Consider the following 24,532-nt stretch of genomic DNA (forward strand, 5'->3'; position numbering starts at 1 on the left):
TCACGGAATTGTCCGCCAACGGCCGGCAGCCACTTGGCTGGCTGCGTTGACCGGTTGTCGGGCTGGGCGTCGCAGCCCGGGGATGCCGCGCTATGTTCCGGCCTGCCTGAAAGAAGTGCCCGGAGGAGAACGGCCCATGACAGAGAGGAAAGCCCGGGGTTTCACCCTGATCGAACTGATGATCACGGTGGCGATCATCGCCATCCTCGCGTCGGTGGCGTACCCGGCGTACACCAACCACATGGTGCGGGCCAAGCGATCGGCGGTGCAGAGTTTCATGCTCACCGTGGCGAGCCGGCAGGAGCAGGCCATGCTCAATTCGCGCAGCTATTTCGGAATCCCGACCGGTGCCCCGGCCGAATGGAGTGCGGTGAACCTGGCCGTGCCGGGCGAAGTGGCGGGCGCCTATACGGTCACGGTGACGGCCAGCGGCTCGGCGCCGCCCGCCTACACCATCACCGCGACGATCAGCGGCGGCAGCGACCCCAAGTGCGGCAACCTGACCTACACCCAGGCCGGCACCAAGGGGACTTCCGTCAGCAGCGATCCGGCGGCGGTCGCGAATTGCTGGCGATGAAAGCGGCCGACCCGCGCCAGCGCGGGTTCACCCTGATCGAGCTGCTGGTCACCCTGACCATCCTGGTGATCATGATGGGGCTGGGCGTGCCGGCGATGCAGTCGTTCACTGCCAACCAGAAGGTCCGGTCTGCGTCCTATGAGCTGATGACCTCGATCGTGCTGGCGCGCAGCGAGGCCATCAAGCGCAACGCCTCCATCCTGCTGGAGCCCAAGGCTGCCAACGACTGGACCAGCGGCTGGACGGTCAAGGCCGGCGCCGCCACGCTGCACGAGCAGACGCCGATGGCCGGCCTGGCGATCACGCCGCAGTCCGCCCCCGGCACCGCGATGACGCTCGCGAACCTGACCTTCGGCGCCAGCGGACGCCCCACGGCCAAGGCCTACTTCGAGATCACCGGCACGGGCAAGACCATCCGTTGCGTCGCGGTCGACACGACCGGCATTCCTACATCCAAGACGGGGACCTGTTCATGACGAGGATGCGCACGCACCGCCGGTCCCGCGCGCAGCGCGGCGCGACCATGATCGAAGTCCTGGTGTCCCTGGTGATCCTGATGGTGGGCCTGCTCGGCCTGGTCGGCGTGATGATCCAGAGCCAGCGCTCGCAGCTGGAGTCCTACCAGCGGGTGCAGGCGTTGCTGCTGGTGCAGGACATGGCGACGCGCCTGAAAGCCAACCGGTCGGCGGCCGACTGCTACGTTCTGGCCAGCTTCCTCGGCACCGGCAACACGACCATCCCCACGGCCTGCGGCAGCGGCTCGCGGGGCGAGCACGACCTGACGCAATGGCGTGACCTGCTGCTTGGCGCGGCCGAGTTGTCGAACACGGACCAGGTCGGCGGCATCCTGGGTGCGCGCGGCTGCATCACCAAGGATGCGAGCAACCTGTTCCAGGTCAGCGTGGCGTGGCAGGGCCTGTCGGCGACCACGGCACCGCCGGCAGGTGTGACGTGCGGCCAGGGCGAGTACGGGAGCAGCGATGCGCTCCGCCGGGCCGTCAGCGTGACGGTGCAATTCGGAATCTGAGCGGGACATGACGGAATCATCCATTCCACTGCGCGGCCGGCGGCAGGCCGGCCTGACGCTGGTCGAGTTCATGGTCGCCATCGTCATCGGCATGCTGATGGTGGCGGCGATGGCGGCGTTGATCGCCAACCAGAGCACCACCCGCGGCGAAGTGGACCGCTCGGGCAAGTTGATCGAGAACGGCCGCTATGCCATCCGCATGCTCGCCGAGGATGTGCAGATGGCAGGGTACTGGGGCGAACTCAGTACCGCGCCCGACGTGCCGGCCGCGCTGCCCGATCCCTGCAGCACGGCGGTGGCCAATCTGGAAACGGCCATGGGCCTGGCCGTGCAGGGCTATGACGCACCGGCCACCCTGCCGCCGGAGGTGGCCGCCTGCGTCAAGAACCACCTGCCGGGCACCGACGTCCTGGTCGTGCGCAAGGCCGATCCCGACACCAGCGCCATCGAAACCGCCGGTGCCATGGACCTGACCAAGCTCAAGCCGGGGCAGGTCTACCTGCAGACCGGCCTGGACACGACGTCCAACCTGACCCACGTACTGGCGGCCGCCGATCCGGCCACGGATGCCGCCACGTTCGTCCTCAAGCGCAAGGTCGCCACCAGCCTGGCCGCGCTGCGCAAGTACACCGTCCACATCTACTACATCAGCAAGTGCAGCGTGGAGGAGAGCGGCAGCTGCGACAGCGCCGACGGCGGTACGCCGATTCCCACGCTCAAGCGGGTCGAGTTGACGGTCTCGGGCGGCGCCGCGTCCATGACGTGCGGCTCCTGCACGATCACCATCGCCGAGGGAATCGAGAACATGCAGATCGACTACGGGACCGACACCAGCGGTGACGGGCAGCCCGATGGAACCGATAGCGCCGGTTCGACCTTCACCAAGGACAACTGGGCGGATGTCATGAGCCTGAAGATCCACCTGCTGGCCCGCGCGACCGAACGCACCCCGGCTCACCAGGACACCAAGAGCTATGTCCTCGGGGTGGCCGGGAACGTCGCCGCGGCGAACGATGCCTACCGGCGCCACGTCTTCGTCCAGTCGGTGCGGCTGGTCAATCCGAGTGCGCGGAGGCCGCTGTGACGAACCGCCGCTCGCAAACCGGCATCACGCTGGTGGTCAGCCTGATCATGCTGGTCATCCTGACCCTGCTGGTCGTCTCGGCCGTCCGCTTCGGCCATATCAACCTGAAGATCGCCGGCAACGCGCAGGCCGAAGCGGAGGCGTCGGCGGCTGCCATGGTCGCTCTCGACCAGACACTGGCCGCGATCGACGCCGCGCCGAAGGTGGACGAAATCGCGGCGCAGCCCGCCGTCTCGGTTTCCACCGGTGGCGGAACGTACACGGTGGCCATCTCCAAGCCGGACTGCATCCTGACCCGCAACATCAAGTCCTGGGAGCTGACGACCGAACCGGAGGACCAGGTCTGCTACGAAGGCGGCGACGGCGAAAAGCAGATCGGCCCCGACGGCAAGCTGACGTCCCAGCCCACGGCCTGCAAGAACCAGCAGTGGGACGTCACGGCCTCGGTCGATGACGCGGTGTCCAACGCCAAGGTCAGCATGTTGCAGGGGGTGGCGGTGCGCGTCGGCGCCGAAGTCACCTGTCCCTGAGCGCGTTTCGCACGAATCGGAGGAAATCGCCATGAAAAAAATGCAAGGCCTGATCCTTGCCGCGATGGTTTTGGCGTCGGGATATTCGGCCAGCCTGCGTGCGGAAGACGTCGACATCTACGTGGGCGGCGCCGCCACGACCGGCACGCCGAACGTGCTGCTCGTGCTGGACAACGCGGCCAACTTCGAAGCGTCGGCCGAGAACTGCACCTACGTGGACGGCACCGCTCCCAGCCTCAACGGAACGGCCGGGGGCGTCGAGCAGTGCGCCATCTACAACGTCGTCTCGAGCCTGCCGGCAGGGGCCGTCAATCTCGGCCTGATGGTCTACAACGCCGGCAACATCCGCGACATCAACGGCGCGAACTGCGGCGGCTCCAACGGCGGCTGCTTGATGGTGCCGCTGACGGAGATGACGGCGGCGAACAAGGCGGCCTTCCTGACCTGGGTCAAGACCTGGCGCACCTCCGGCAGCGCGGGCCCCGGCTACATCAAGGCCAACGGCGAAGCCACCGGCGCAGCCATGCAGGAGGCCTGGGCCTACTACGCCGGCCGCACCGGGCTGTCGGGGCGTTCGTATGCCAGTGTCCAGCCGCCTGCCGGGTGCCAGAAGAACTTCGTGATCTTCGTCGGCAACGCCTTCACGCCGTCCGGTTCGCCCGGTGACGGCGGCAGCGCCTCCCCCATGGCCGCGCTGAATACGGCCCCCGGCATCACCGCCGAGCTGAAGGCACCGATCACCATTCCCTCGCGCTCGTATGGCACCAGCAGCTTCAGCTGCGGTAGCTACACCATGGGCAACCACACCGATTCGTCCGGCCTGTTCGCCGACGAGTGGGCGCGCTACATGAACCGGACGGACCTGTACGCAGCGTTCGACAGCACCCAGTCCATCACCACCTATACCGTGGGCCTGCTCGGGCCGAGTTGCAAGCCGGACTACCCCGCGCTGCTCAGCAGCATGGCCAGCCATGGCGGCGGCAAGTACTTCCCGACCTCCAGCTACGAGGAGATCGCCACCGCCCTGATGAAGATCCTGAACGAGGTGCAGGCGGTCAACAGCGTGTTCTCGTCGGCCAGCCTGCCCGTCTCGGTCAATGCCGATGGCACCTACCTGAACCAGATCTTCCTGGGGATGTTCCGGCCGGATCCGGCCGGCCTGCCGCGCTGGATGGGCAACCTCAAGCAATACCAGCTCGTCAAGAATGCTTCTGGCAAGTTCGTGATGGGTGATGCCAACAGCCACGAGGCGATCAGCTCGTCGGGCACCGGATTCATCGACCCGAACGCCGTGAGCATCTGGAGTTCCAAGAACACTCTCACGGCGCCCGACAACGGAGGCGGGTTCTGGGTCAACGAGCCCAAGGGGGTTCCCCAGAGTGGGTACGACTCCCCGGACGGCGAAGTGGTGGAGAAGGGAGGGGTGGCGCAGCAGTTGCGGCTCGAGAACCTGACCGCCGATTTCAGTTCGGCGGAATACAGCAGCACCAATCCGCGCCGGCTGTACACCTACTGCCCCAGCGGAAGCGGTTGTGTCGCCAGCCTCACGGACGCCAGCAATGCCTTCTCGACCGGGAATGCTGGCATCTCGGCCGCGGCGTTCGGCGCCTCCAGCGCCGTGCGTATCACGTCGATCGTCCGCAACGGGACCACCGCCACGGTGACGACGGCCGAGAACCACGGTTTCACGACGCCGACCAGCGTCACCATCAGTGGCGCCGACCAGCCCGAATACAACGTCACCCAGACGGTCAGCGGCGCCGGCAACACCTTCACCATCTCGGGCCTGCCGGACCATCCGAGAAGTCCCGCGCAGGGCGCCTACACACTGGCGAAGGTGGATGCCGCGAGCCAGGTGACCCTGAGTTCGCTCAGCTACGACGCCGCGACGGGCCTGGTGACGGCGCGAACGTCCTTGCCGCACGGGTTCGCAGCCGGCAGCACCATCGCCATCCAGGGCGCGGTGCCGAACGATTTCAACGGCCAGTACGTCGTTGCCGTCCCGGTTGCCACCTGCCCGGACCTGGCCTGCTTCACCTACGCCCGGTCACAGAATCCCCCCTCGCCGGCGACCAACGGCTACCAGATCGTGGTGGCTCCGCCGGCCAGCGCGATCAACGTCAGCAAGGTAGCGAAGACTGGCGGCAAGATCCTTGTCGACACGTCAGCCCCGCACGGGTTCCATCAGGGGCAGAAGATCAACATCACGGGCACTTCCGTCGTTGCCGGAGCCTGGACGGTGGTTTCGGTTGGATCGGACAAGCAGTTTGAGATCAACGCCAGCGGCAACCCCAGCTGTAACGCTTCCTGCGGCTCCGTTGAGGCTTCGACGACCCCGGAACCGATCACGGCTCTCACGCGTTCCGGCACCACCGCCGCGGCGCAGGTGGCCACCGCCTACCTGTTCGGCCGCGCCGCGGGTGACAAGAAGACGGTCAACATCACGCTGAAGACGGACAACGGCGGCGTCAACGAGTCGGGTTACGTGATCAGCAACGCGACGATCACCTGCACCGTTGCAGGCTGCTCCCAGTTCACCTACACCGTGCCGGTGTCGCCGCCGAGCGGAGATGCGGGCGGGACCATCACGGCGGGTCCGCCGTCGGCCACGTCGGCCAGCATTGCCGCCGGCAGGATCGACCGGGTCGGCACGTCCAACAACACCGTCCGGGTCCGGTCGGTGCCGGCCAACGTCTTCGCGACCGGCGACCGGGTCACGCTGTCGCCGCTCGGCACCTCGTATGCGAACGAGTCGGCCTATGCGGCACGGACCTGGACCGTCAGCTGCAGCGTAGCCGACTGCTCGGAGCTGACCTTCGACGAACCGGTGCCCCTGAGCCCAGCCGCTTCGGCCACCGGCAACATGAAGGCCTACTCCGGATCGACCCCGCCCGACAAGAACACCCTGATCCGCTGGCTGCGCGGCGCCGACAACTATGGCGACGAAAAAGGCCCGGGCGGCAGCGTGAAGGTGCGCCCGTCGATCCACGGCGACGTGCTGCATTCGCGCCCCGTGGTGCTCAACTACGGCGGCAACACCGAAAGCCTGGTCGCCTTCTACGGCGCCAACGACGGGGTGTTCCGGGCCGTCAATGCGAACAAGAGCCAGGCGATCGGCTCGGTGCCCGCCGGCGGCGAACTGTGGGGATTGATCCTGCCGGAGCACTTCCCGTCGCTGAACCGGCTGCGCGTGAACACGCCGGAGGTGCGATTCACGGGCACGGTGCTGCCCAATGCGCAGCCCAAGGACTACTACGTGGATGGCCCCACCGGCGTCTACCAGAAGCTCAAGGCCGACAAGACGATCGACGAGGCTTTCATCTACCTCGCCATGCGGCGCGGCGGGAACTTCCTCTATGCCATCGACGTGTCGGACCCGGTCAGCCCGCAGGTCAAGTGGCGCATCTCGGCGGGCGACGCCGGCTTCGAGGAACTGGGGCAGACCTGGTCGCGTCCCCGGCTGACCCTGATCAACGGCCTGCCCGGCACGACGTCTCCTGATACGCCGCCGACCCCGGTGTTGGTGTTCGGAGCCGGCTACGACACCGCCCAGGACAGCGAACCGCCGGCCGGAGACACCATGGGCCGCGGCATCTACATCGTCAACGCGAAGACCGGCGAGCTGATCTGGAGCGCCACCCGCAGTTGCACGACCTCCGCCACCTGCAAGAACGTGGCCAACATGAACTATGCAATCGCTTCGGACATCACGTTCGTGGATCGCAACTTCGACGGCTTGACCGACACGTTGTACTTCGGCGACCTGGGCGGCAACATCTGGCGGGCCCACGTGAGTTCGACCGACAAGGCGGACTGGAAGGTGGAGCGGCTGGCTGCGCTGGGCTGCGACGCCGGCGCCTGCACCAGCGGCAACCCGCGCAAGATCTTCTTCCCGCCGGCCGTCCTGTCCATCGGCAAGGCGGGCACGCCTGGCGCCTACGACCTGGTGTCGGTTGCCTCTGGCGACCGGGAGCATCCGCTGCGCACGCACGCCTCGTACAACGTCTCCGACAAGTTCTTCGTGCTCATCGACCGCACCGCGGCCGGCCCGACGCCGACGCCGACGGTCAACGTCGCCAAGACCGATCTCGACGATGCGACGAGTTCCGAGTTCACCTACTCGGACAGCAAGAAGGGTTTCTTCATCACCTTCGCCCGAGGGGAAAAGGGAGTCAACGCGCCCAATGTGGTGAACGGCATCGTGTTCTTCTCGACGAACCGACCGATCGATCCGGCCAACACCTGCTCGGCCAACCTGGGCGAGGCGAAGGGCTATGCCGTCAATCCGTTCACGGCCTTCAAGACGTCCAGCGTGCTGGCCGGCGGCGGTTTGCCGCCCAGCTCGGTCAGCGGCGTGGTCAACGTCACGACCAGGAACGAGGATGGGACGGAAACCACCACTCAGGAGAAGTTCTGCATCGGTTGTGCGATGAACTGCACGGGCAACGAGTGCTCGCCGCTGCAGAACACCCCGCCGGCCATCACCATCGACAAGAAGCTGCGCCGGACCTACTGGTACAAGAAGTAGCGGGACACGGCGGCCGGTCAGCGCTGCGCTGACCGGCGGATCGCGGGTCCCCTCTCGAAATCGGTTCCCGCAAGTCCCCGAACTACTTCACAGGAAACGTGGGAACTGCGTTGCTGCTGGAGGCCCGCCGGGTGACTATCGTTCCCGGCCGTGGACAGTCCAGCCGGCCGCCTGGGTCTTCGCGTCGCGAGCCGCCGTGCCATCGCGGCGCGCGGCTTCACATTGGTCGAACTGCTCGTCGCCATCGCGCTGACCGCGCTGCTCGCCGGACTTGCGGCGCCGGCCATGACGGCCATGACCCGCTCGGTGCGGCTGACGTCAGCCGCCAACGACCTCTTCGCCAGCCTGCTCATTGCCCGAAGCGAGGCCGTCAAGCGGGCCGGCCGCGTGACCCTGTGCAAGTCGGCCGATGGCAGGGCGTGCAGCGCGACCGGTGGATGGGAGCAGGGCTGGATCGTCTTCCACGACACGGGCGGCCTCGGGACGCGTGAGGCCGGCGAGCACGTCCTGCTGCACGCGCAACCGCTGGACCAGCGCTTGCGCCTGAGCGGCAACCTGAATGTCGCGCGCTACGTGTCGTTCACCGCCTCAGGCGCCACGGCACTCGCCAGCGGCGCGTTCCAGGCCGGCACCATCACGATGTGCCATGCGTCGATGGAAGGCAGCGAAGGCAGGCAGATCGTCCTCAGCGCTTCGGGTCGCGCCCGTGCCCAGCGAAAGGTGCTGGACCGATGTCCTGCCTGATCCGGAGCCCGGGAACGTCGTTACCGCCGGATCTCATCGACCATGGTCTTGAATTCGTCGATGTCCTCGAAGCTGCGGTAGACGCTGGCAAAGCGCACGTAGCCGACCTTGTCGAGCTTCTTCAACTCGCGCATCACCAACTCGCCGATGCGGGCGCTGGGGATCTCGCGCACCCCCATGTTGAGCAGCTTTTCCTCGATGCGCTCGACGGCGGCATCGACCTGTTCGGTGCTCACCGGGCGCTTGCGCAGCGCCAGGTTCATGGAAGCGCGCAGCTTGGCGCGCTCGTAGTCGATGCGGCGGCCGTCCTTCTTCACCACCGCCGGGAAGTTCACTTCGGGCCGCTCGTAGGTGGTGAAGCGCTTTTCGCAGTGGGCGCACTGGCGGCGCCGGCGGATGAAGTCCCCGTCTTCGGCAACGCGTGTCTCCACCACCTGGGTGTCATCGTTGCCGCAGAAGGGGCACTTCATGGCGTCAGCGGTACACCGGGAAGCGCCGGGTCAGGGCGTTGACCTTCTCGCGGACGGCGGCGATGTTGGCCTCGTCGCGCGGGTTGTCCAGCACGTCGGCGATCAGGTGGGCGGTCTGGCGCGCCTCGTCCTCCTTGAAGCCGCGCGTGGTCATGGCCGGCGTGCCGATGCGCACGCCGCTGGTGACCATGGGCTTTTCCGGGTCGTTGGGAATCGCGTTCTTGTTGATGGTCATGTGGGCCTGGCCCAGCACCGCCTCGGCTTCCTTGCCGGTGATGCCCTTGGCGCGCAGGTCCACCAGCATCAGGTGGCTCTCGGTGCGGCCGCTGACGATGCGCAGGCCGCGCTCGACCAGCGTTTGCGCGACCACGCGGGCGTTCTTCGCCACCTGCTCCTGGTAGGCCTTGAACTCGGGCGCGAGCGCTTCCTTGAAGGCCACTGCCTTGGCGGCGATGACGTGCATCAGCGGGCCGCCCTGCAGGCCGGGGAAGATGGCGCTGTTGATCGCCTTCTCGTGCGCCGCCTTCATCAGGATGATGCCGCCGCGCGGGCCGCGCAGGCTCTTGTGGGTGGTGGACGTCACCACGTCGGCGTGCGGCACCGGGCTGGGGTACACGCCGGCGGCGATCAGCCCGGCGTAGTGCGCCATGTCCACCATGAAGATGGCGCTGACCTCCCTGGCGATGCGGGCGAAGCGCTCGAAATCGATGCGCAGCGAATAGGCGGAGGCCCCCGCGATGATCAGCTTGGGCCGGGCTTCGCGCGCCTTGCGCTCCATCGCCTCGTAGTCGATCTCTTCCTTGTCGTCGAGCCCATAGCTCACCACGTTGAACCACTTGCCGCTCATGTTGAGCGCCATGCCGTGGGTCAGGTGGCCGCCCTCGGCCAGGCTCATCCCCATGATGGTGTCGCCCGGCTTGAGGAAGGCCAGGAACACGGCCTCGTTGGCCTGGGCGCCGGAGTGCGCCTGCACGTTGGCGGCCTCGGCGCCGAACAGCTGCTTGACGCGGTCGATCGCCAGCTGCTCGGCGACATCGACGTTCTCGCAGCCGCCGTAGTAGCGCTTGCCGGGGTAGCCCTCGGCGTACTTGTTGGTCAGTTGCGTGCCCTGGGCGGCCATCACGGCGGGCGAGGCGTAGTTCTCGCTGGCGATCAGCTCGATGTGCTCTTCCTGGCGGCGGTTCTCGGCGACGATCGCGGCCCAGAGCTCGGGGTCGGTTTGCTCGATGAGGATGTTGCGTTGGTACATGCGGCAGTCCTTCCAGACATGAGGTCCCTGTGATGCACAAGGGCTGCCCAGGCGAACGGCGGATCACGGGGATGGGCCCGCTGCGCGGCGCGATCGCGCGCGGCGCAAGACTTCATTCCCGCGGCACGCTCCCCCGTGGTGGCCCACGTCAACGCGGGCGGCCCGGTGCGGGCGCCGCGCCTATCGCCAGTCGCGTACGGGGGAAAGTGTAGCCGAGCCCCGGCTCACGAGCCGGACAGCGAGGCGAACTTGTCGGCCTCGTTGGGCAGCAGGGGGCCGGCGCCCAGGGCCGGCGCCAGGGTGCGCAGCGTCGCCGGCGGTGCCGGCGTGAACACCGGCACGGCACGGCCGGCGGCCACCTGTTGCAGGCGAGCGTGCTCGGCCATCACCTTGTCGGCGTAGCCGCCGTCGTCCGGCAGGTTGGCGGCGCCGACGTAGAACTTCAGGCCGGCCTGCAGCGAGCCGGCGCGCTGGATGCACTCTTGCAGCACCCTGACGCCCACCCGCAGGTTGGTCACCGGGTCGAAGGCCGCCAGCTTGCCGCCGAAGACCTCGTACTTGTCGGTATGCACGCGCGTCATCACCTGCATCAGGCCCTGGGCGCCGACGGCGCTTTGGGCGAACGGATTGAAGCCCGACTCGATGGCCATCACGGCCAGGATCAGTGTCGGGTCCAGCTTGGCGCGGCTGCCGGCTTCCCAGGCTTCGGCCACCAGGGCACTGAGCGGTTCGGGGGCCACGCGGTACTTGCGCGACAGCCAATAGGCCACGGCGGCCTGCTGCTGGGGCAGGTCCTTGGGATTGGCCGCGGTGGCGCGGCCGATGGCGTCCAGGTCCGGCACCATGCCGAGGGCCTCGACCTGGCGCTCCTGCAGCCAGCTCATCAACCGGCTTTCGCCGGCTTGCCTCAGCTCCGGGCGGGCCGTCACGGCCGCCAGGGCGATGACCACGGCCACGCCCACCAGCGCAAGGCCGTTGTGGGTGATCTCGAAAAAGCCCTGCGCGACATCTGCGGTGAAGGTCCGCACGGCACGGGCGACTTTTCCTGACGCTGTCATAGCACTCCTTTCTACGCGCGGGCCGGGGACGGGCTGCTCGGGCGAGCAGAGGCCGGTCGGACACCTCGTTTGGATTGGTACGCCATCGGATCGAACGGGGCTCCTCTCAGGGCCTGCGGCGGTCGATCCGACTTCGCCGGGTTCGGCAGCGGTTCGGGTTTGTCCCTAGCTCAGCGGCCAGGGTGGCGAATTCTAGGAGTCGGCCAAATAACGAGTCAAGGATAAAAACGTTTATCTTTATGCCTAATTTTGCAATTTGAATCACCGATTTACGCCCTCGACGCTGCCGGGCGACGTCGGACGTGAACTTCGTCTCCCGTCGGAAATCCGCGGACAACGACGGGCGGCGTTGTCAATGCGGCATGCGCAATCGCGGGTTTGCCGGCCATTGAAAAGGCGGGCTTGCAGGGACCGAGGCGCACCTCTAACTTGTAGGTGCCCGAGCAATCGGGCGCTTGCACCGGGACTTCCCCGCCGTGATGTGCCGGCCTGCGTGCGGCAAGGGCTTACCCCCTTTGCAGCCCAGGTGCGGTGTACGTGGCACAGGTCCTGGTCGATCCTGGGAGCAATCTCTTGCTTCCGGTGCCGACAGGGACCACTGACCTCCCGCGGCACACCCAGACGGTCGGACTTGCGCCGCCGTCAAGCCCGGCAGATGGCTTCAGGCCGCTGCCGGGCTTTCTCGTTGACGGGCCCGCAAGGAGCGGGGTCAATCGCGGCGAGAATACGGACCTGCCCCCGCGCTCGCGTGGGCGTGTTTTTTTCCGACCGACCGAAGTGACCCAAGCCAGCCTCCGATCCTCCGACACCCAGGCGCTCGACGCGCTGACCGGTGGTGCCTTTTCCGCGCCCACCTCGGGCGAGCGTGCCGCGCGCCTGCGCGACTGGCTCGCCGGCAACCCCAGCGCCGAGCAGATGCAGGAGGTGTTCCGCGAACTCAGCGCGCGCGACAAGGGCGCCGCCCGGGTGCTGCGCGAGCGGCTCGACGAGATCAAGCGCGCCCGCGGCCAGGAAGCCATCGCCGCCGAGTGGGCGCAGAAGGCCGAGGCCCTGCTGGCGCAGCCGCGCCTGAACATCGCCGACGCCATGGCCTGGCAGCGCGATGCCGCCAAGGCCGGCGCACCGCTGAGCCGCGACCCCCTGGCCGGCCTGAAGACCCGCCTGGCCGATCGCGTCAAGGGCATCGAGGACCTGCAGCACCGCGTGCAGGTGCAGCGCGAGGCGGCGGTGCTGCTGGCGCAACGCATCGAGGTGCTGTCCACCAAGCCCTGGCGCGACGCCCTGGCGGCGGCCGATGCCCTGCGCAGCGACGTTCCCGAATGGCAGGGCCAGGCCGACGCGCTGGTTTCCGACGCCAATTGGGCCAGCGTCGATGCCCGCTTCCCGCCGCTGCTGGACGCCTCGCGCAACCAGTTGCAGGTGGTCTGGGACGCGTTCCAGGCCGCCCTGGCCCAGGCCGTTGCCGCCGACGCCGACCCCGCCGCTGCGCTGCCACCGGTGCCGGTGTGGGCGGACGAACTGCGGGCGGCCCGCGGCATCCCGGTGGAAGCGCCGCCGGCGGCGGCCAAGCCCCGGGTCGATCCGGAGCTGCGGGCCAAGGCGGCCGAGGCCGTCACGGCGGCGATCGGCAAGCTGGAGCAGGAGATCGCCCAGGGGCATGGCAAGGGCTCCGCCGGGGCGGCGGCCGCCTTGCGCGCGGCCCTGAAGGAGCACGCCAAGCTGATCGACGACAAGCTGGAGAACCAGGCCCATGCGCTGCTCGCCTCGGCCGGCGAGCTGGAAGGCTGGCAGCGCTGGCGCGCCGACCAGTTGCGCCAGGAGCTGGTGGCCAAGGCGGAGGCCTTGTTCGAGCCGGCCGCGCCCGCCAGGCCCGCGGCTCCGAAATCGGAAGGAACGCCGGCGAAGGTGGAAGTCGCAGCTCCGACGGCGGAAAGCGCGGCGCCGAAGGCGGAAAGCGCCGCGCCGGAGGCGGAAGGCGCGGCGCCGGAGGCCGATGCGGTCGAGCCGACTGCGCTGGCCGCCGGGAGCGGGGCAGCGGCGGATGCGGCGATGAGCGGCGGCGATGCCCCGGCCGCCGCCGACGCGACGCCACCGACGCCACCGAAAGCGGCACCCGCTGCGGTCGCCGGGCCGCGCAGGCCGCGCTACGGCGGCCGCAAGATGCAGGAACAGCTGCGCGCCCTGCGCGAGCAGTGGAAGCAGGTCGACCAGGGGGGGCCGCCCAACCACGCGCTGTGGAAGCGCTTCGACGAGGCCTGCAACGAAGCCTACAAGGTGGTCGAGGCCTGGCTGGACAAGGTCAAGACCGAGGCGGCGGAGCACCGGTCGCAGCGGCTGGCGCTGATCCAGGAGGTGCAGGCCTGGGCCGGGCAGAACGCCGCGGCGGCCGGCAACGACTGGAAGGCATTCAACCGGGCCATTCGCCAGTTCGATTCGCGCTGGCGCGAAGCCGGTCACCTGAGCGAGAAGGCCTTCGCTGAGCTGCAGCCGCAGTGGAAGCAGGCGATCCAGGCGGCCGAGGCGCCGCTGGCGGCGGCGCAAAAGCAGAGCGTCGAGCGGCGCCACGCCATGATCGAGGAAGCCCGGGTGCTGGGCGCCGCGCCCCAGTTGCGCATCGACGCGGTCAAGGCGCTGCAGCAACGCTGGCAGGCCGAGGCGCAGGCGGTGCCGCTGGACCGCAAGCACGAACAGAAGCTGTGGGATGCGTTCCGCAAGCCGATCGACGACGCCTTCAACCGCAAGACCGAGGAGCGCGAGCGCGCGGCGGCCGCCCTGAGCGAGCGCGACCGGGCGGTGCTGGAAGCATCGAAGGCACTGGAGGCCGCCAATGCCAGCGGCGATGCCAGCCGCATCCGCGAAGCGCTGGCGGCGCTCGATGCGGCGCTGAAGGGACAGGCCCAGGCCAAGGCCGACCACGCCCGCGCCGACGCCCAGGCGCCCGCACCCGCACCCGCTGCTGAAGGCGCCGAGCCTGACCAGCAGGCATCCGCTGCCGAGCCCGGCGGCGAAACGGCTGAGGCGCCTGCAGGCGAAGCGCCGGCGGCATCGGCGCCGTCCAAGACCGGCCCCAAGCCGGTGGTGGCCATGCGCGGCGACGACCGCCCGGGCATGAAACGCGCCGAGCCGCAGCCGATGGGCCGCGGCGGCCGGTTTGGCGACAAGCGCGGCGCACCTGGGGGCGGCGGCCGCTTCGGCGACCGCACCAACGAGCGCGGTGGCCGCGAAGGGCGGGGTGGCCGCTTCGGCGACCGCGCGCCGGACGACCGCGGCCCGCGGCTGGGCGACGTCGCCTTCCGCGCCCAGCGCGAGGCGACCGAGCACGCGCAGCAAGCCTTGCGCAAGCTGGCCGCGCAGGCGCACGGCGAGGCGCTCACCCAGTTGCTGGCCGCCTGGGAAAAGCGCTCGGCGGACGACGTGCCGAGCCAGAGCGAGCTGGGGCGGGCCGTGACGCCCGCGATCCGCGGCGCCTGGACCAAGGCGCTGCAGTCGGCACCCTCGGGCGAGGCCGGCGAGGCCCTGCTGCGGCTGGAAATCGCGTCCGAGGCGCCGACGCCGGCGGACCAGGTCGCCGCGCGGCGGCAGCTGCAACTGGTGCTGCTGACCCGCCGCAACGACCCGTCGCCGGCCCAGACCTGGGGCGAGGACACCGCGCGCGTGCTGGCCACCGGGCACGACGCCGGCACGGCGCGCCGGCTGCAGAACGTGCTGAAGGTGTTGCTGCGCGGCTGAGGCCGGCCACGCTCCGCTTCGGCTTCGATCCGTCATCCCCGTGCAAACGGGGATGACGTGCTCAAGCCGGCCGCGAAGGCGGGCGTTCCGGGTTCCCGCCTGCGCGGGAATGGCCGGGCGCCAGGAAGAACGCGTCGAACAACGCCAGCAAGGCGGGGAACTCCTGCGCGAAGCGGGCGCGGTTGACGAAGTAGGCCTCGCCGGCGACGGCGAAGAACTCGCCCGGGTTCTCGGCCCCGTAGGGATCCAGCCAGGTCGGTTCGCCGGCGAAGCGCTCGGCGATCACGACCTGCTCGCGAAAGCGTTGGTAGGCGGCGCCCAGCACGTCCTGCCACTCGCGCCGCCGGCCGGCGGGCAGCGGCGGGCAGCCGTCCGGTTCGCCGTCGCGCATGTCGATCTTGTGGATGAACTCGTGGACGACGACGTTGTAGCCCTGCTCGGCCGAGGCGCCGGCATCCTGCACGTCGCGCCAGCTCAGCATCACCGGGCCGCGCTCCATGGCTTCGCCGGCCAGCACCTCTTCCCACTCGTGCACCACGCCGGCGTCGTCCTGCGCCGTGCGGCGGGCGACCACCTGGTCGGGGTGGACCACGATGCCGACGAAGTCGTCGTACCAGCGCAGGCCAAGGTGCAGCACCGGCAGCACGGCCTGCGCCGCCACCGCCAGCGCCAGTTCGTCGGTGATGGCCAGGCCCTGGGCGCCGTGGAACTCCTTGGCCTGCAGGAACTGCGCCGCCAGCGCGCGCAGGCGCTCGCGCTCGTCGTGCGGGCGCGCGGCCAGGAACGGGTAGGCGGCCAGCGCCTGCCGCCACAGTGGCTCGGGAATGGAGGGCGCCGCGCGGCGCCGCCGCCACCAGCCGAACATCAGGCAAGCGGCAGGCGTTGCCAGCCGCCGTCCGCCGACAGGCGCAGGGCCTGGGCGCGCGCGGGTGACGCGGCCAGGTCCCAGTCGGTCAGCACGATGCGCTGCAGGCCGTCGCCCAGGTCGTGCCGCGCGGGCTTGTGCGTATGGCCATGCACCAGCGTGTCGGCGCTGGCGGCGCGCAGCCAGGCGCGGGCTTCACCGGGATCGACGTCGGCGTAGGGCAGGCCCGAGCGCTTGCGCGCTTCGCTCTGTGCGCGCAGCTGGCTCGCGACCGCTTGCCGCTCGGCCAGCGGTCGCGCGAGAAAGTCGCGCTGCCAGTCCGGCGCGCGCACCTGGGCGCGAAAGCGCAGGTATTCGGTATCGCCGAGGCACAGCAGGTCGCCGTGGCTCAGCAGCCAGCGCCGGGGGCCGAACGACAACACCGTGGGATCGGCCAGCAGCCGCATCCCGGTGCTGTCGGCGAGCGCCTCGCCGACCAGGAAATCGCGGTTGCCGTGCAGGAAGAAGACGGGGCGGCGAGCCGCGGCATCGCGCAGGACCGCGGCGCAATCGGCGGCAAAGCCCGGCTGCCGGGCGACGTCGTCCCCCGGCCAGGCTTCGAACAGGTCGCCAAGGATGAACACCGCGTCGGCCGGCGTGGACGCCATGAAGCGCCGCCAGGCCGCGAAGGTGGCGGGTTCGCCCTCGTGCAGGTGCAGGTCGGAGATGAGGTCGGCACGGCGCCAGCCGGCGCCGGCCGCGAGTTCAGCGAAGGCGGGCAGCGCCAACGCAGCGCCGTCAGGCGACGACGGCCTTCTCGAGCACGACGTCCTGCTGCGGCACGTCGTCGTGGAAGCCCTTGCGGCCGGTCTTCACGGCCTTGATGCGATCGACCACGTCGGTGCCGGCCACCACCTTGCCGAACACCGCGTAGCCCCAGCCCTGCGGATTGGGGGCGCGGTGGTTGAGGAAGTCGTTGTCGGCCACGTTGATGAAGAACTGGGCGCTGGCCGAGTGCGGGTCGTTGGTGCGCGCCATGGCCACCGTGTAGCAGTCGTTCTTCAGGCCGTTGTTGGCCTCGTTCTGCACCGGTGCGTCGGTGGGTTTCTGGCTCATGCCGGGGGCGAAGCCGCCGCCCTGGACCATGAAGCCGTCGATCACGCGGTGGAAGATGGTGCCGTCGTAGTGGCCCTTCTTCACGTACGAGAGGAAGTTCTCGACCGTCTTCGGGGCCTTGGCCTCGTCGAGTTCGAGGGTGACGACGCCGTAGCCGGCAATGTGGAGGTCGACCTTGGGGTTGCTCATGTTTCGGATCCTTTTACTTGGCGATGGCCGCGGACTTGATGACCACGGGCGTGGCGGGTACGTTCTGGTGGCCGTTGCGGTTGCCGGTGGCGACGCCCTTGATCTTGTCGACCACGTCCATGCCGGAGACGACCTTGCCGAACACGGCATAGCCGTAGCCGTCGGGCATGGGCGCGTTCAGCCCCTTGTTGTCGACCACGTTGATGAAGAACTGCGCCGTGGCGGAGTTCGGGTTGCCGGTGCGTGCCATCGCCAGCATGCCCCGGTCGTTCTTCAGCTCGGGCCGGGTCTCCAGCGGGATGGCCGCGCGGGTGGGCTTTTGCTGCATGTCCGGCGTGAAGCCGCCGCCCTGGATCATGAAGCCGTCCATCACGCGGTGGAAGATGGTGCCGTCGTAGTGGCCGTCGCGCACGTACTGCAGGAAGTTGTCGGCCGTCTTCGGCACCTTGTCGGGATACACCTCGACGACGAAGTCGCCGGCGCTGGTGCTGAATTTCACGCGCGGGGCCTGCTGCGCCCACGAGGCGGCGGGCAGCAGCGTGGACAGGACGACGAGGCCGGCGGCGGCGCGGCGGGTCAGGGCTGGGATCAACCAATCACTCCTTCGTAGAAGATCTTCCAGTGCGGGCCCATGCGCATCCAGTACTGGCGCTTGACGGGGCCGCTGCGGGCACCCTCGGGCACCTCGCCGAAGGTTACCACCATGGTTTCCGCCGAGTCGGTCCAGCGCAGGTACGACAGGTCCTTGAGCTGCAGGCTGCGCCCGCCGACGCGGCCGAGCTCGGCGCGAAGCTGCGGCAGCCACTCGGCCAGGCCCTTGCCCTCGGACGTGAAGTCGGCCGTGTAGAACGATAGCAGGCGGTCGGTGTCGCCGCTGGACTTGGCGGCGCGCCAGGCGCTCAAGGCCTCGGTGAACGGCTTGGCCTGGGCGGGCAGGCCGGCTGGCGCCACCCACTGCAGCGACGGGGCGATCACCACCGGGGTGGTGCGGACCTCCACCGTTCGCAATAGGCGCTCGATGTCAGGGTTGGCCAGCACCACGCAGCCGTCGCTGGCCTTGGGCGCGCGCGCGAACTGGCCGGGCGGCGTGCCGTGCAGCCAGATGCCGCTGCCGGTCTTGCCGCGCCGCGTGTCGTAGGGGTTGGGGTAGTTGATCGGCAGCGCCCCGGCACCGTAGAAGTCCTTCAGCGTCTTCGGGTCCAGGTTGCTGGTGATGTAGTACACGCCCAGCGGCGTGCGCAGGTCGCCCTCGACCGCTTTCTCGATGCCCTGCTTGCCGACCGAGACGTAGTAGTCGCCCAGCAGCTTCAGGCCGGCGGCCGTGTTCTCGAAGAAGTACAGGCGCGCGCGCGAGGTGTCGATGGCGATGGCGTGCCGGCTGCGCGGCGACAGTTGCAGGAACTGCGAGGGCACCATGCCCGCCGGCGGCCGCTCCAGCAGCGCGCGCACGCGCAGCCGCGACTCCTCGCGCAGGTCCGCCAGCGGCTGGGCGGCCAGCGCACCCGCGCCTTCAGGCACGTCGCCCAGCATGCGTACCGGCCGCGCGCGCGCCGCCAGCAGGTCGCCATAGACCAGTTGCGCCAGCTGGAAGTTGGGGTGCTCGCGCACCAGCGCCTCGGCCCGGGCCAGTGCCAGCCGCGACTGCCCCTGGCCCGCCAGTCGATAAACCTCGATCAGGCGCGCCTCGGCCTGGCCGTCGCGGATCGCCGTCCTGGTGCCGGCGGGGTGCACCTTCTTGGCCTTGGATTTTGGCTTGGTGTTGGCCTTGGACTTGGGTGGCGGCGAGGCCATCGCCGGCCCGGCCAGCGCCAGGGCCAGCGCGCACAGCGCGGCGGCTCGCGCGCTGAACAGGGCCCAGTGGGGAGAGCGGAGGTTCAAGACTGCAAGTCCTGCGCCCGGCAGCGGCAGCGGCGGCGGCAGTGGCGCGGCGGCCGGCGGCCTTCCTCAGCCCACGCTCTCGCGCACGATCAGCCAGCGGTCGCCGACCTTGTGCAGCTCCAGCGTCTTCCTGCCGTTGATGTTCAGGCCGTCCGCGCTGTAGGCCTGGCGGAACTTCGCGACGGCCTTGCTGCCGTCGACATCCACGTCCAGGTCGGACACGCGCACCGCGATGCGCGAGCGCGGCACGATGCGGCTGCGGCGCTCGTCTTCCCAAGCCTTTCGCGTCTGCTTGCCGGGCGGAGCGAATTCCTTGCCGTAGGCAGCGAGGTAGGCGCCCATGTCCTTGGCCGACCAGGCCTTGGCCCAGGCCAGCACGGCGGCTTCGACGTCGCGGGCCGCCGCATCGCTGGCAGGGGCCGCGGGCGCCGGCGCCGGGCTGGCCGCCGGTGCCTTGGCAGCGGGCGCCGGCGTGGGCGCAGCGGCTGGCGCCGGGGGCGCGGCGGCCGGTGCCGGCGCCGCGGCCACCGCGGCAGGGGCAGGCGAGGGCGCCGGGGCGGCCGCCGCCGGCTTCGCACCGCGCGCAGCTGGCGCGAACAGCTCGCGGATCAGCCCCAGCTTGGGCTGCACCGCCGTGTTGCCGGCATCGAGCTGCAGAGCCTTGCTGTAGGCCTGGCTGGCCAGCTTGGCGTACACGTCGCCCAGGTTCTCGTGCGCCGTGGCATAGCTGGGATTGGTGCGGATCGCCATTTCCAGCGCGGCGCGCGCCTTGTCGAACTGGCTTTGGCCGGCATAGAGCACCGCCAGGTTGTTGTACGGCTCGGGCAGCTCCGGATAGTCCTCGGTCAGCTTGACGAAGGTGGCGATCGCATCCTGCGTCTTGCCCGACTCGGTGAGGATCACGCCCCGCAGGAAGCGCATCTGCGGATCGCGCGGCTTGGCGGCCAGGTACTGATCGGCCTTGGCCAGCGCGTCGGCCTGGCGGCCGTTGCGCAGCAACTGGTTCACGTCGGCGTAGTCGTCGGCCAGCGCCAGCACGGGCGCGGCGATCGCGGCTGCCAGGGCCAGCAGGCGCAGCGAGCGCGGGACGGAAAGGCGGGCGTGCGACATGGGAGCGTTCGGTGAGGCGCGGACCGAATCCCGCGCAGGGCCTATATACTGCGGGCCGATTGTACCGGGCACCTCGACGGCAAGAGCCGCAGGACCGGGCAGCGACCCGACCTCGCGCAGCCCCCCGCCGCGGCGCAGGTCTCCCGAACATCCCATGAGCCTGCGCATCTACAACACGCTGACGCGTGCCCTGGAGGACTTTGCTCCCCTGGAGGCCGGCCACGTGCGGATGTACGTGTGCGGCATCACCGTCTACGACCTGTGCCACGTCGGCCATGCGCGAGCCAACGTGGCCTTCGACGTGGTGCAGCGCTGGCTCCGGGCCTCGGGCCTGCGCGTGACCTTCGTGCGCAACATCACCGACATCGACGACAAGATCATCCGCCGCGCGCTGGACAACGGCGAGCCGGTGCGCAGCCTGACCGCGCGCATGATCGACGAGATGTACCGCGACTTCGATGCGCTGGGCATCGAGCGGCCGACGCACGATCCGCGCGCCACCGACTACGTGCCGCAGATGCTGGACATCGTGCGCACGCTCGAAGGCAAGGGCCTGGCCTACCGCAGCGGCGGCGACGTCAACTACGCCGTGCGGCGCTTCCCCGGCTACGGCAAGCTCTCGGGCAAGACGCTCGACGAACTGCATGCCGGCGAGCGGGTGGCGGTGGCCGACGGTAAGGACGATCCGCTGGACTTCGTGCTCTGGAAGGCCGCCAAGCCGGCCGAGCCGCAGGATGCGCAGTGGGACAGCGACTACGGCCGCGGCCGCCCGGGCTGGCACATCGAGTGCTCGGCCATGGCCTGCGCGCTGCTGGGCGAGACCTTCGACATCCACGGCGGCGGCGCCGACCTCACCTTTCCGCACCACGAGAACGAGATCGCCCAGAGCGAGGGCGCCAACGGCAAGCCGCTGGCCCGCTTCTGGATGCACAACGGCTTCGTCAACATCGACAACGAGAAGATGTCCAAGTCGCTGGGCAACTTCTTCACCATTCGCGACGTGCTGCGCAAGTTCGACGCGGAGACGGTGCGCTTCTTCATCGTGCGCGCGCACTACCGCAGCCCGCTGAACTACAGCGACGTGCACCTGGATGACGCCCGCGGCGCGCTGCGCCGCCTGTACACGGCGTTGGCCACGGTGGCGCCGGCGCCCGCGGCGGCCATCGACTGGTCGCAGCCCCATGCGGCACGCTTCAAGGCCGCCATGGACAACGACTTCGGCACGCCCGAGGCGATCGCCGTGCTGTTCGACCTGGCGGCCGAGGTCAATCGCGGCAAGTCGGCGGCGTCGGCCGGGCTGCTGAAGGCGCTGGGCGGCATCCTCGGTTTGCTGCAGGGCGACCCGCAGGCGTTCCTGCGCAGCGGCGCGGCGCTGGACGAAGCGACGATCGGGCAGCGCATCGCCGAGCGGGCCGCGGCCAAGCAGGCAAAGAATTTCGCCGAGGCCGACCGCATCCGTGCCGAACTGCTGGCCCAGGGCATCGTGCTGAAGGATTCGCCCACGGGCACCACCTGGGAGGCCGCTTCGTGACGGACGCGGTCGGCTCCCCCGTCGAATTGGCGCGCCCGGACTACTGGGCCGAGGCCTGCCGCCACCTGTCGCGCAAGGACCGGGTGCTCAAGCGCCTGATCCCGCAGTTCGGCGACGCCTGCCTGCAGTCGCGCGGAGACGCCTTCACCACGCTGGCGCGCAGCATCGTCGGCCAGCAGATCTCGGTGAAGGCGGCGCAGACCGTCTGGGACCGCTTCGCCCGGCTGCCGCGCCGCATGACGGCCGGCAACGTGCTCAAGCTCAAGGTCGACGACATGCAGGCCGCCGGCCTGTCGGCGCGCAAGATCGAGTACCTGGTCGACCTGGCGCTGCACTTCGACTCCGGCGCCATCCACGTCGATGCCTGGAACGCGATGGACGACGAGGCCATCATCGCCGAGCTGGTGGGCATCCGCGGCATCGGGCGCTGGACCGCCGAGATGTTCCTGATCTTCCACCTGATGCGGCCCAACGTGCTGCCGCTGGACGACGTCGGCCTGATCAACGGCATCAGCCGCAACTATTTTTCGGGCGACCCGGTCAGCCGCAGCGACGCGCGCGAAGTGGCGCAGGCCTGGCAGCCCTGGTGCAGCGTGGCCACTTGGTATATTTGGCGCTCGCTCGACCCGCTGCCCGTCGAATATTGAAGTGCAAGTCCACCCCGAAGCACCTTCGGCGCCTCCCCTCGAGGGGCGCCGCCAGCGGCCCGGCGAAGCCGGTTCCGCGGTGGCCCGCGAAAGGACCTGCAACCTCCGTTCGAGACGGTTGACACTCAGCGGCAACGCCGGGTGCTGACGCACCCAGATTCACAGGAGCCAACCCCTTGGCCAAAAGAACCTTCCTGGACTTCGAGCAACCCATCGCCGAACTGGAAAGCAAGATCGACGAGCTGCGCTACGTGCAGACCGAATCGGCCGTCGACATCTCCGAGGAGATCGACCAGCTCTCGCGCAAGAGCCAGCAGCTCACCAAGGACATCTACGGCCAGCTCACGCCCTGGCAGATCACCAAGATCGCGCGCCACCCCGAGCGGCCCTACACGCTCGACTACGTCGGCGAGATCTTCACCGGCTTCATCGAGCTGCACGGCGACCGCCACTTCGGCGACGACCTGTCCATCGTCGGCGGCCTGGCCCGCTTCAACGGCAACGCCTGCATGGTGATCGGCCAGCAGAAGGGGCGCGACACCAAGGAGCGCGCGGCCCGCAACTTCGGCATGAGCCGCCCGGAGGGCTACCGCAAGGCGCTGCGCCTGATGAAGACGGCCGAGAAGTTCAAGCTGCCGGTGTTCACCTTCGTCGATACGCCTGGCGCCTTCCCCGGCATCGATGCCGAGGAGCGCGGCCAGTCCGAAGCCATCGGCCGCAACATCTACGAGATGGCCCAGCTCGAGGTGCCGATCATCACCACCGTCATCGGCGAGGGCGGCTCGGGCGGCGCTTTGGCAATCTCGGTGGCCGACCAGGTGCTGATGCTGCAGTACTCGATCTATTCGGTGATCAGCCCCGAGGGCTGCGCCTCCATCCTCTGGAAGACCTCCGAGAAGGCGCAGGAGGCGGCCGACGCCATGGGCATCACGGCGCACCGGCTCAAGGCCCTGGGCCTGGTCGACAAGATCGTCAGCGAGCCGGTCGGCGGCGCGCACCGCGACCACAAGCAGATGGCCGCGTTCCTCAAGCGCGCCCTCAACGATGCCTGGCGCCAGGTGGCCGACCTCAAGGGCCGCGAGCTGCTGGACCGGCGCTACGAGCGGCTGCAAGGCTATGGCCGCTTCACGGACACCAAGGCCGACGCGCGCTGAGTCCGCGCCCGACCTCCTGCTGGCGCCGCTGCGGGCGCTGAGTCCTCCACTGCCCCTGGCGGTCGCCTACAGCGGCGGCGCCGACTCCTCGGCCCTGCTGCGCGCAGCCGTGCGCTGCTGGCCGGGCCAGGTGCAGGCGATCCACGTCCACCACGGGCTGCAGGCGGCGGCCGACACCTTCACCGCCCATTGCCGCCGCACCTGCGAAGAACTCCAGGTCGCGCTTGAGGTCCGCCACGTCGATGCCCGACACGCGCCGGGCGACAGCCCGGAGGACGCCGCTCGCCGGGCCCGCTACGCCGCGCTGGCCGATGCCGCGCGCGAGGCGAACCTGGGCTGCGTGCTGCTGGCCCAGCATGCCGACGACCAGGCCGAGACCCTGCTGCTGGCCCTGTCGCGCGGGGCCGGCCTGCCCGGGCTGGCGGCGATGCCGGCGCGCTTCGAGCGGCACGGGGTGGCGTTCCTGCGGCCCTGGCTGCAGGTGCCCGGCGCGGTGCTGCGCCAGTGGCTGGCCGGGCAGGGCGCCGGCTTCGTCGAGGACCCGAGCAACAGCGACACCGGCTACACGCGCAACCGCATCCGCCACCAGGTGCTGCCGGCACTGGAGCAGGCTTTCCCGCAGTTCCGCGAGACCTTCGCGCGCTCGGCCCGCCATGCCGCGCAGGCGCAGTCCCTGCTCGACGAGGTCGCCGCAGCCGACCTCGCCGCGATGGGCGGCGAGCCGGTGATCGCCCGCCTGCAGCCGCTCTCGCGCGGGCGGCAGGCCAACCTGCTGCGGCACTGGCTGCGCAGCGCGCACGGCGCGCTGGCCAGTGCGGCCCAGATGGACGAACTGCTGGACCAGGTGGCCGATTGCACGACGCGCGGACACCGGCTGCGGCTCAAGGTGGCCACGGGGTTCGTCGCGCGCGACGGCGCCGTGCTGCGCTTCTCGGACGAGCCCGACTTGCGAACGCGGTGAGCGCCGGCCCGGCTGAGCCAGGGCCCGGGCCCCGCTAGAATCCCGGGTTTTCCCCGAGGCTGGACCGCAGGGCTTTTCCCGGCGCCCCGGCCCTTTCGTCGCACCT

Annotated in this window: 21 protein-coding genes; 12 read left to right on the top strand and 9 right to left on the bottom strand. The window is 69.6% G+C overall.

Annotation, left to right across the window (positions count from 1 at the left end; genetic code table 11):
- Positions 1 to 136 precede the first annotated feature (136 nt).
- The 7 genes from PE066_RS19270 (at position 137) to PE066_RS19300 (ending at position 8,490) form a co-directional block, all read left to right on the top strand.
- Positions 137 to 577, top strand: a complete 441-nt coding sequence (locus PE066_RS19270) for a type IV pilin protein (RefSeq protein WP_271234141.1) — start codon at positions 137 to 139, stop codon at positions 575 to 577.
- A complete protein-coding gene (locus PE066_RS19275; RefSeq protein WP_271234142.1) occupies positions 574 to 1,053 on the top strand; it encodes a GspH/FimT family pseudopilin in 480 nt (159 codons plus the stop codon). Before PE066_RS19270 ends, PE066_RS19275 begins: the two co-directional genes overlap by 4 nt.
- Positions 1,050 to 1,604: a type IV pilus modification protein PilV gene (pilV, locus tag PE066_RS19280; RefSeq protein WP_271234143.1), complete on the top strand. Its 555-nt coding sequence runs from the start codon at positions 1,050 to 1,052 to the stop codon at positions 1,602 to 1,604. The genes PE066_RS19275 and pilV overlap by 4 nt, the downstream gene beginning before the upstream one ends.
- A gap of 7 nt (positions 1,605 to 1,611) precedes the next feature.
- On the top strand, positions 1,612 to 2,688 hold the full coding sequence (locus tag PE066_RS19285) for a PilW family protein (RefSeq protein ID WP_271234144.1): 1,077 nt from the start codon (positions 1,612 to 1,614) through the stop codon (positions 2,686 to 2,688).
- Positions 2,685 to 3,218, top strand: coding sequence for a pilus assembly PilX family protein (locus tag PE066_RS19290; protein WP_271234145.1), 534 nt, complete (start codon positions 2,685 to 2,687; stop codon positions 3,216 to 3,218). The genes PE066_RS19285 and PE066_RS19290 overlap by 4 nt, the downstream gene beginning before the upstream one ends.
- 31 nt (positions 3,219 to 3,249) lie before the next feature.
- On the top strand, positions 3,250 to 7,746 hold the full coding sequence (locus PE066_RS19295) for a PilC/PilY family type IV pilus protein (RefSeq protein WP_271234146.1): 4,497 nt from the start codon (positions 3,250 to 3,252) through the stop codon (positions 7,744 to 7,746).
- Between the two features lie 150 nt (positions 7,747 to 7,896).
- Positions 7,897 to 8,490 carry a GspH/FimT family pseudopilin gene (locus PE066_RS19300; RefSeq protein ID WP_271234147.1) on the top strand — a complete coding sequence of 198 codons (594 nt, stop codon included), beginning with the start codon at positions 7,897 to 7,899 and terminating at the stop codon, positions 8,488 to 8,490.
- A 20-nt stretch (positions 8,491 to 8,510) separates the two neighbouring features.
- On the opposite strand, the gene nrdR is transcribed toward PE066_RS19300, so the two are convergent.
- The 3 genes from nrdR to PE066_RS19315 all read right to left on the bottom strand — a co-directional run bounded on the left by nrdR (position 8,511) and on the right by PE066_RS19315 (position 11,267).
- Positions 8,511 to 8,960: a transcriptional regulator NrdR gene (gene nrdR, locus PE066_RS19305; RefSeq protein ID WP_271234148.1), complete on the bottom strand. Its 450-nt coding sequence runs from the start codon at positions 8,958 to 8,960 to the stop codon at positions 8,511 to 8,513.
- Positions 8,961 to 8,964: 4 nt separating this feature from the next.
- Positions 8,965 to 10,209: a serine hydroxymethyltransferase gene (gene glyA, locus PE066_RS19310; RefSeq protein ID WP_271234149.1), complete on the bottom strand. Its 1,245-nt coding sequence runs from the start codon at positions 10,207 to 10,209 to the stop codon at positions 8,965 to 8,967.
- Positions 10,210 to 10,433: 224 nt separating this feature from the next.
- The gene (locus PE066_RS19315; RefSeq protein ID WP_271234150.1) at positions 10,434 to 11,267 is read right to left on the bottom strand and encodes a lytic transglycosylase domain-containing protein; all 834 of its coding nucleotides are present in this window, start codon (positions 11,265 to 11,267) and stop codon (positions 10,434 to 10,436) included.
- A 777-nt stretch (positions 11,268 to 12,044) separates the two neighbouring features.
- Here PE066_RS19315 and PE066_RS19320 point away from each other — a divergent pair.
- Positions 12,045 to 14,996, top strand: a complete 2,952-nt coding sequence (locus PE066_RS19320) for a DUF349 domain-containing protein (RefSeq protein WP_271234151.1) — start codon at positions 12,045 to 12,047, stop codon at positions 14,994 to 14,996.
- A gap of 61 nt (positions 14,997 to 15,057) precedes the next feature.
- Here PE066_RS19320 and PE066_RS19325 read toward each other — a convergent pair whose 3' ends face one another.
- From PE066_RS19325 to PE066_RS19350, 6 genes are all read right to left on the bottom strand, one after another.
- Positions 15,058 to 15,861 (bottom strand): zinc-dependent peptidase, encoded by an 804-nt coding sequence (locus PE066_RS19325; protein ID WP_271234152.1) that lies wholly within the window; start codon positions 15,859 to 15,861, stop codon positions 15,058 to 15,060.
- On the bottom strand, positions 15,861 to 16,628 hold the full coding sequence (locus tag PE066_RS19330) for a UDP-2,3-diacylglucosamine diphosphatase (RefSeq protein WP_271234153.1): 768 nt from the start codon (positions 16,626 to 16,628) through the stop codon (positions 15,861 to 15,863). Before PE066_RS19330 ends, PE066_RS19325 begins: the two co-directional genes overlap by 1 nt.
- Before the next feature lie 10 nt (positions 16,629 to 16,638).
- Positions 16,639 to 17,145, bottom strand: coding sequence for a peptidylprolyl isomerase (locus tag PE066_RS19335; protein ID WP_271234154.1), 507 nt, complete (start codon positions 17,143 to 17,145; stop codon positions 16,639 to 16,641).
- Between the two features lie 13 nt (positions 17,146 to 17,158).
- On the bottom strand, positions 17,159 to 17,737 hold the full coding sequence (locus PE066_RS19340; RefSeq protein WP_440480549.1) for a peptidylprolyl isomerase: 579 nt from the start codon (positions 17,735 to 17,737) through the stop codon (positions 17,159 to 17,161).
- Positions 17,734 to 19,023, bottom strand: coding sequence for a L,D-transpeptidase family protein (locus PE066_RS19345; RefSeq protein WP_271234155.1), 1,290 nt, complete (start codon positions 19,021 to 19,023; stop codon positions 17,734 to 17,736). The genes PE066_RS19340 and PE066_RS19345 overlap by 4 nt, the downstream gene beginning before the upstream one ends.
- 66 nt (positions 19,024 to 19,089) lie before the next feature.
- Complete coding sequence (locus tag PE066_RS19350; protein WP_271234156.1) at positions 19,090 to 20,133, bottom strand: nuclear transport factor 2 family protein; 1,044 nt, start codon at positions 20,131 to 20,133, stop codon at positions 19,090 to 19,092.
- A gap of 154 nt (positions 20,134 to 20,287) precedes the next feature.
- Between PE066_RS19350 and cysS the strand changes: the two genes are divergently transcribed.
- The 4 genes from cysS (at position 20,288) to tilS (ending at position 24,426) form a co-directional block, all read left to right on the top strand.
- Entirely contained in the window at positions 20,288 to 21,664 is a 1,377-nt protein-coding gene (gene cysS, locus PE066_RS19355) for a cysteine--tRNA ligase (RefSeq protein ID WP_271234157.1), read from the top strand.
- On the top strand, positions 21,661 to 22,311 hold the full coding sequence (locus PE066_RS19360) for a DNA-3-methyladenine glycosylase family protein (protein ID WP_271234158.1): 651 nt from the start codon (positions 21,661 to 21,663) through the stop codon (positions 22,309 to 22,311). Before cysS ends, PE066_RS19360 begins: the two co-directional genes overlap by 4 nt.
- 176 nt (positions 22,312 to 22,487) lie before the next feature.
- A complete protein-coding gene (locus PE066_RS19365; protein WP_271234159.1) occupies positions 22,488 to 23,465 on the top strand; it encodes an acetyl-CoA carboxylase carboxyltransferase subunit alpha in 978 nt (325 codons plus the stop codon).
- Positions 23,428 to 24,426, top strand: a complete 999-nt coding sequence (gene tilS / locus PE066_RS19370) for a tRNA lysidine(34) synthetase TilS (protein ID WP_271234160.1) — start codon at positions 23,428 to 23,430, stop codon at positions 24,424 to 24,426. The genes PE066_RS19365 and tilS overlap by 38 nt, the downstream gene beginning before the upstream one ends.
- Positions 24,427 to 24,532: the final 106 nt, after the last annotated feature.

The sequence above is a fragment of the Ramlibacter tataouinensis genome, assembly GCF_027941915.1.
Classification (GTDB): Bacteria; Pseudomonadota; Gammaproteobacteria; order Burkholderiales; family Burkholderiaceae_C; genus Ramlibacter; species Ramlibacter tataouinensis_C.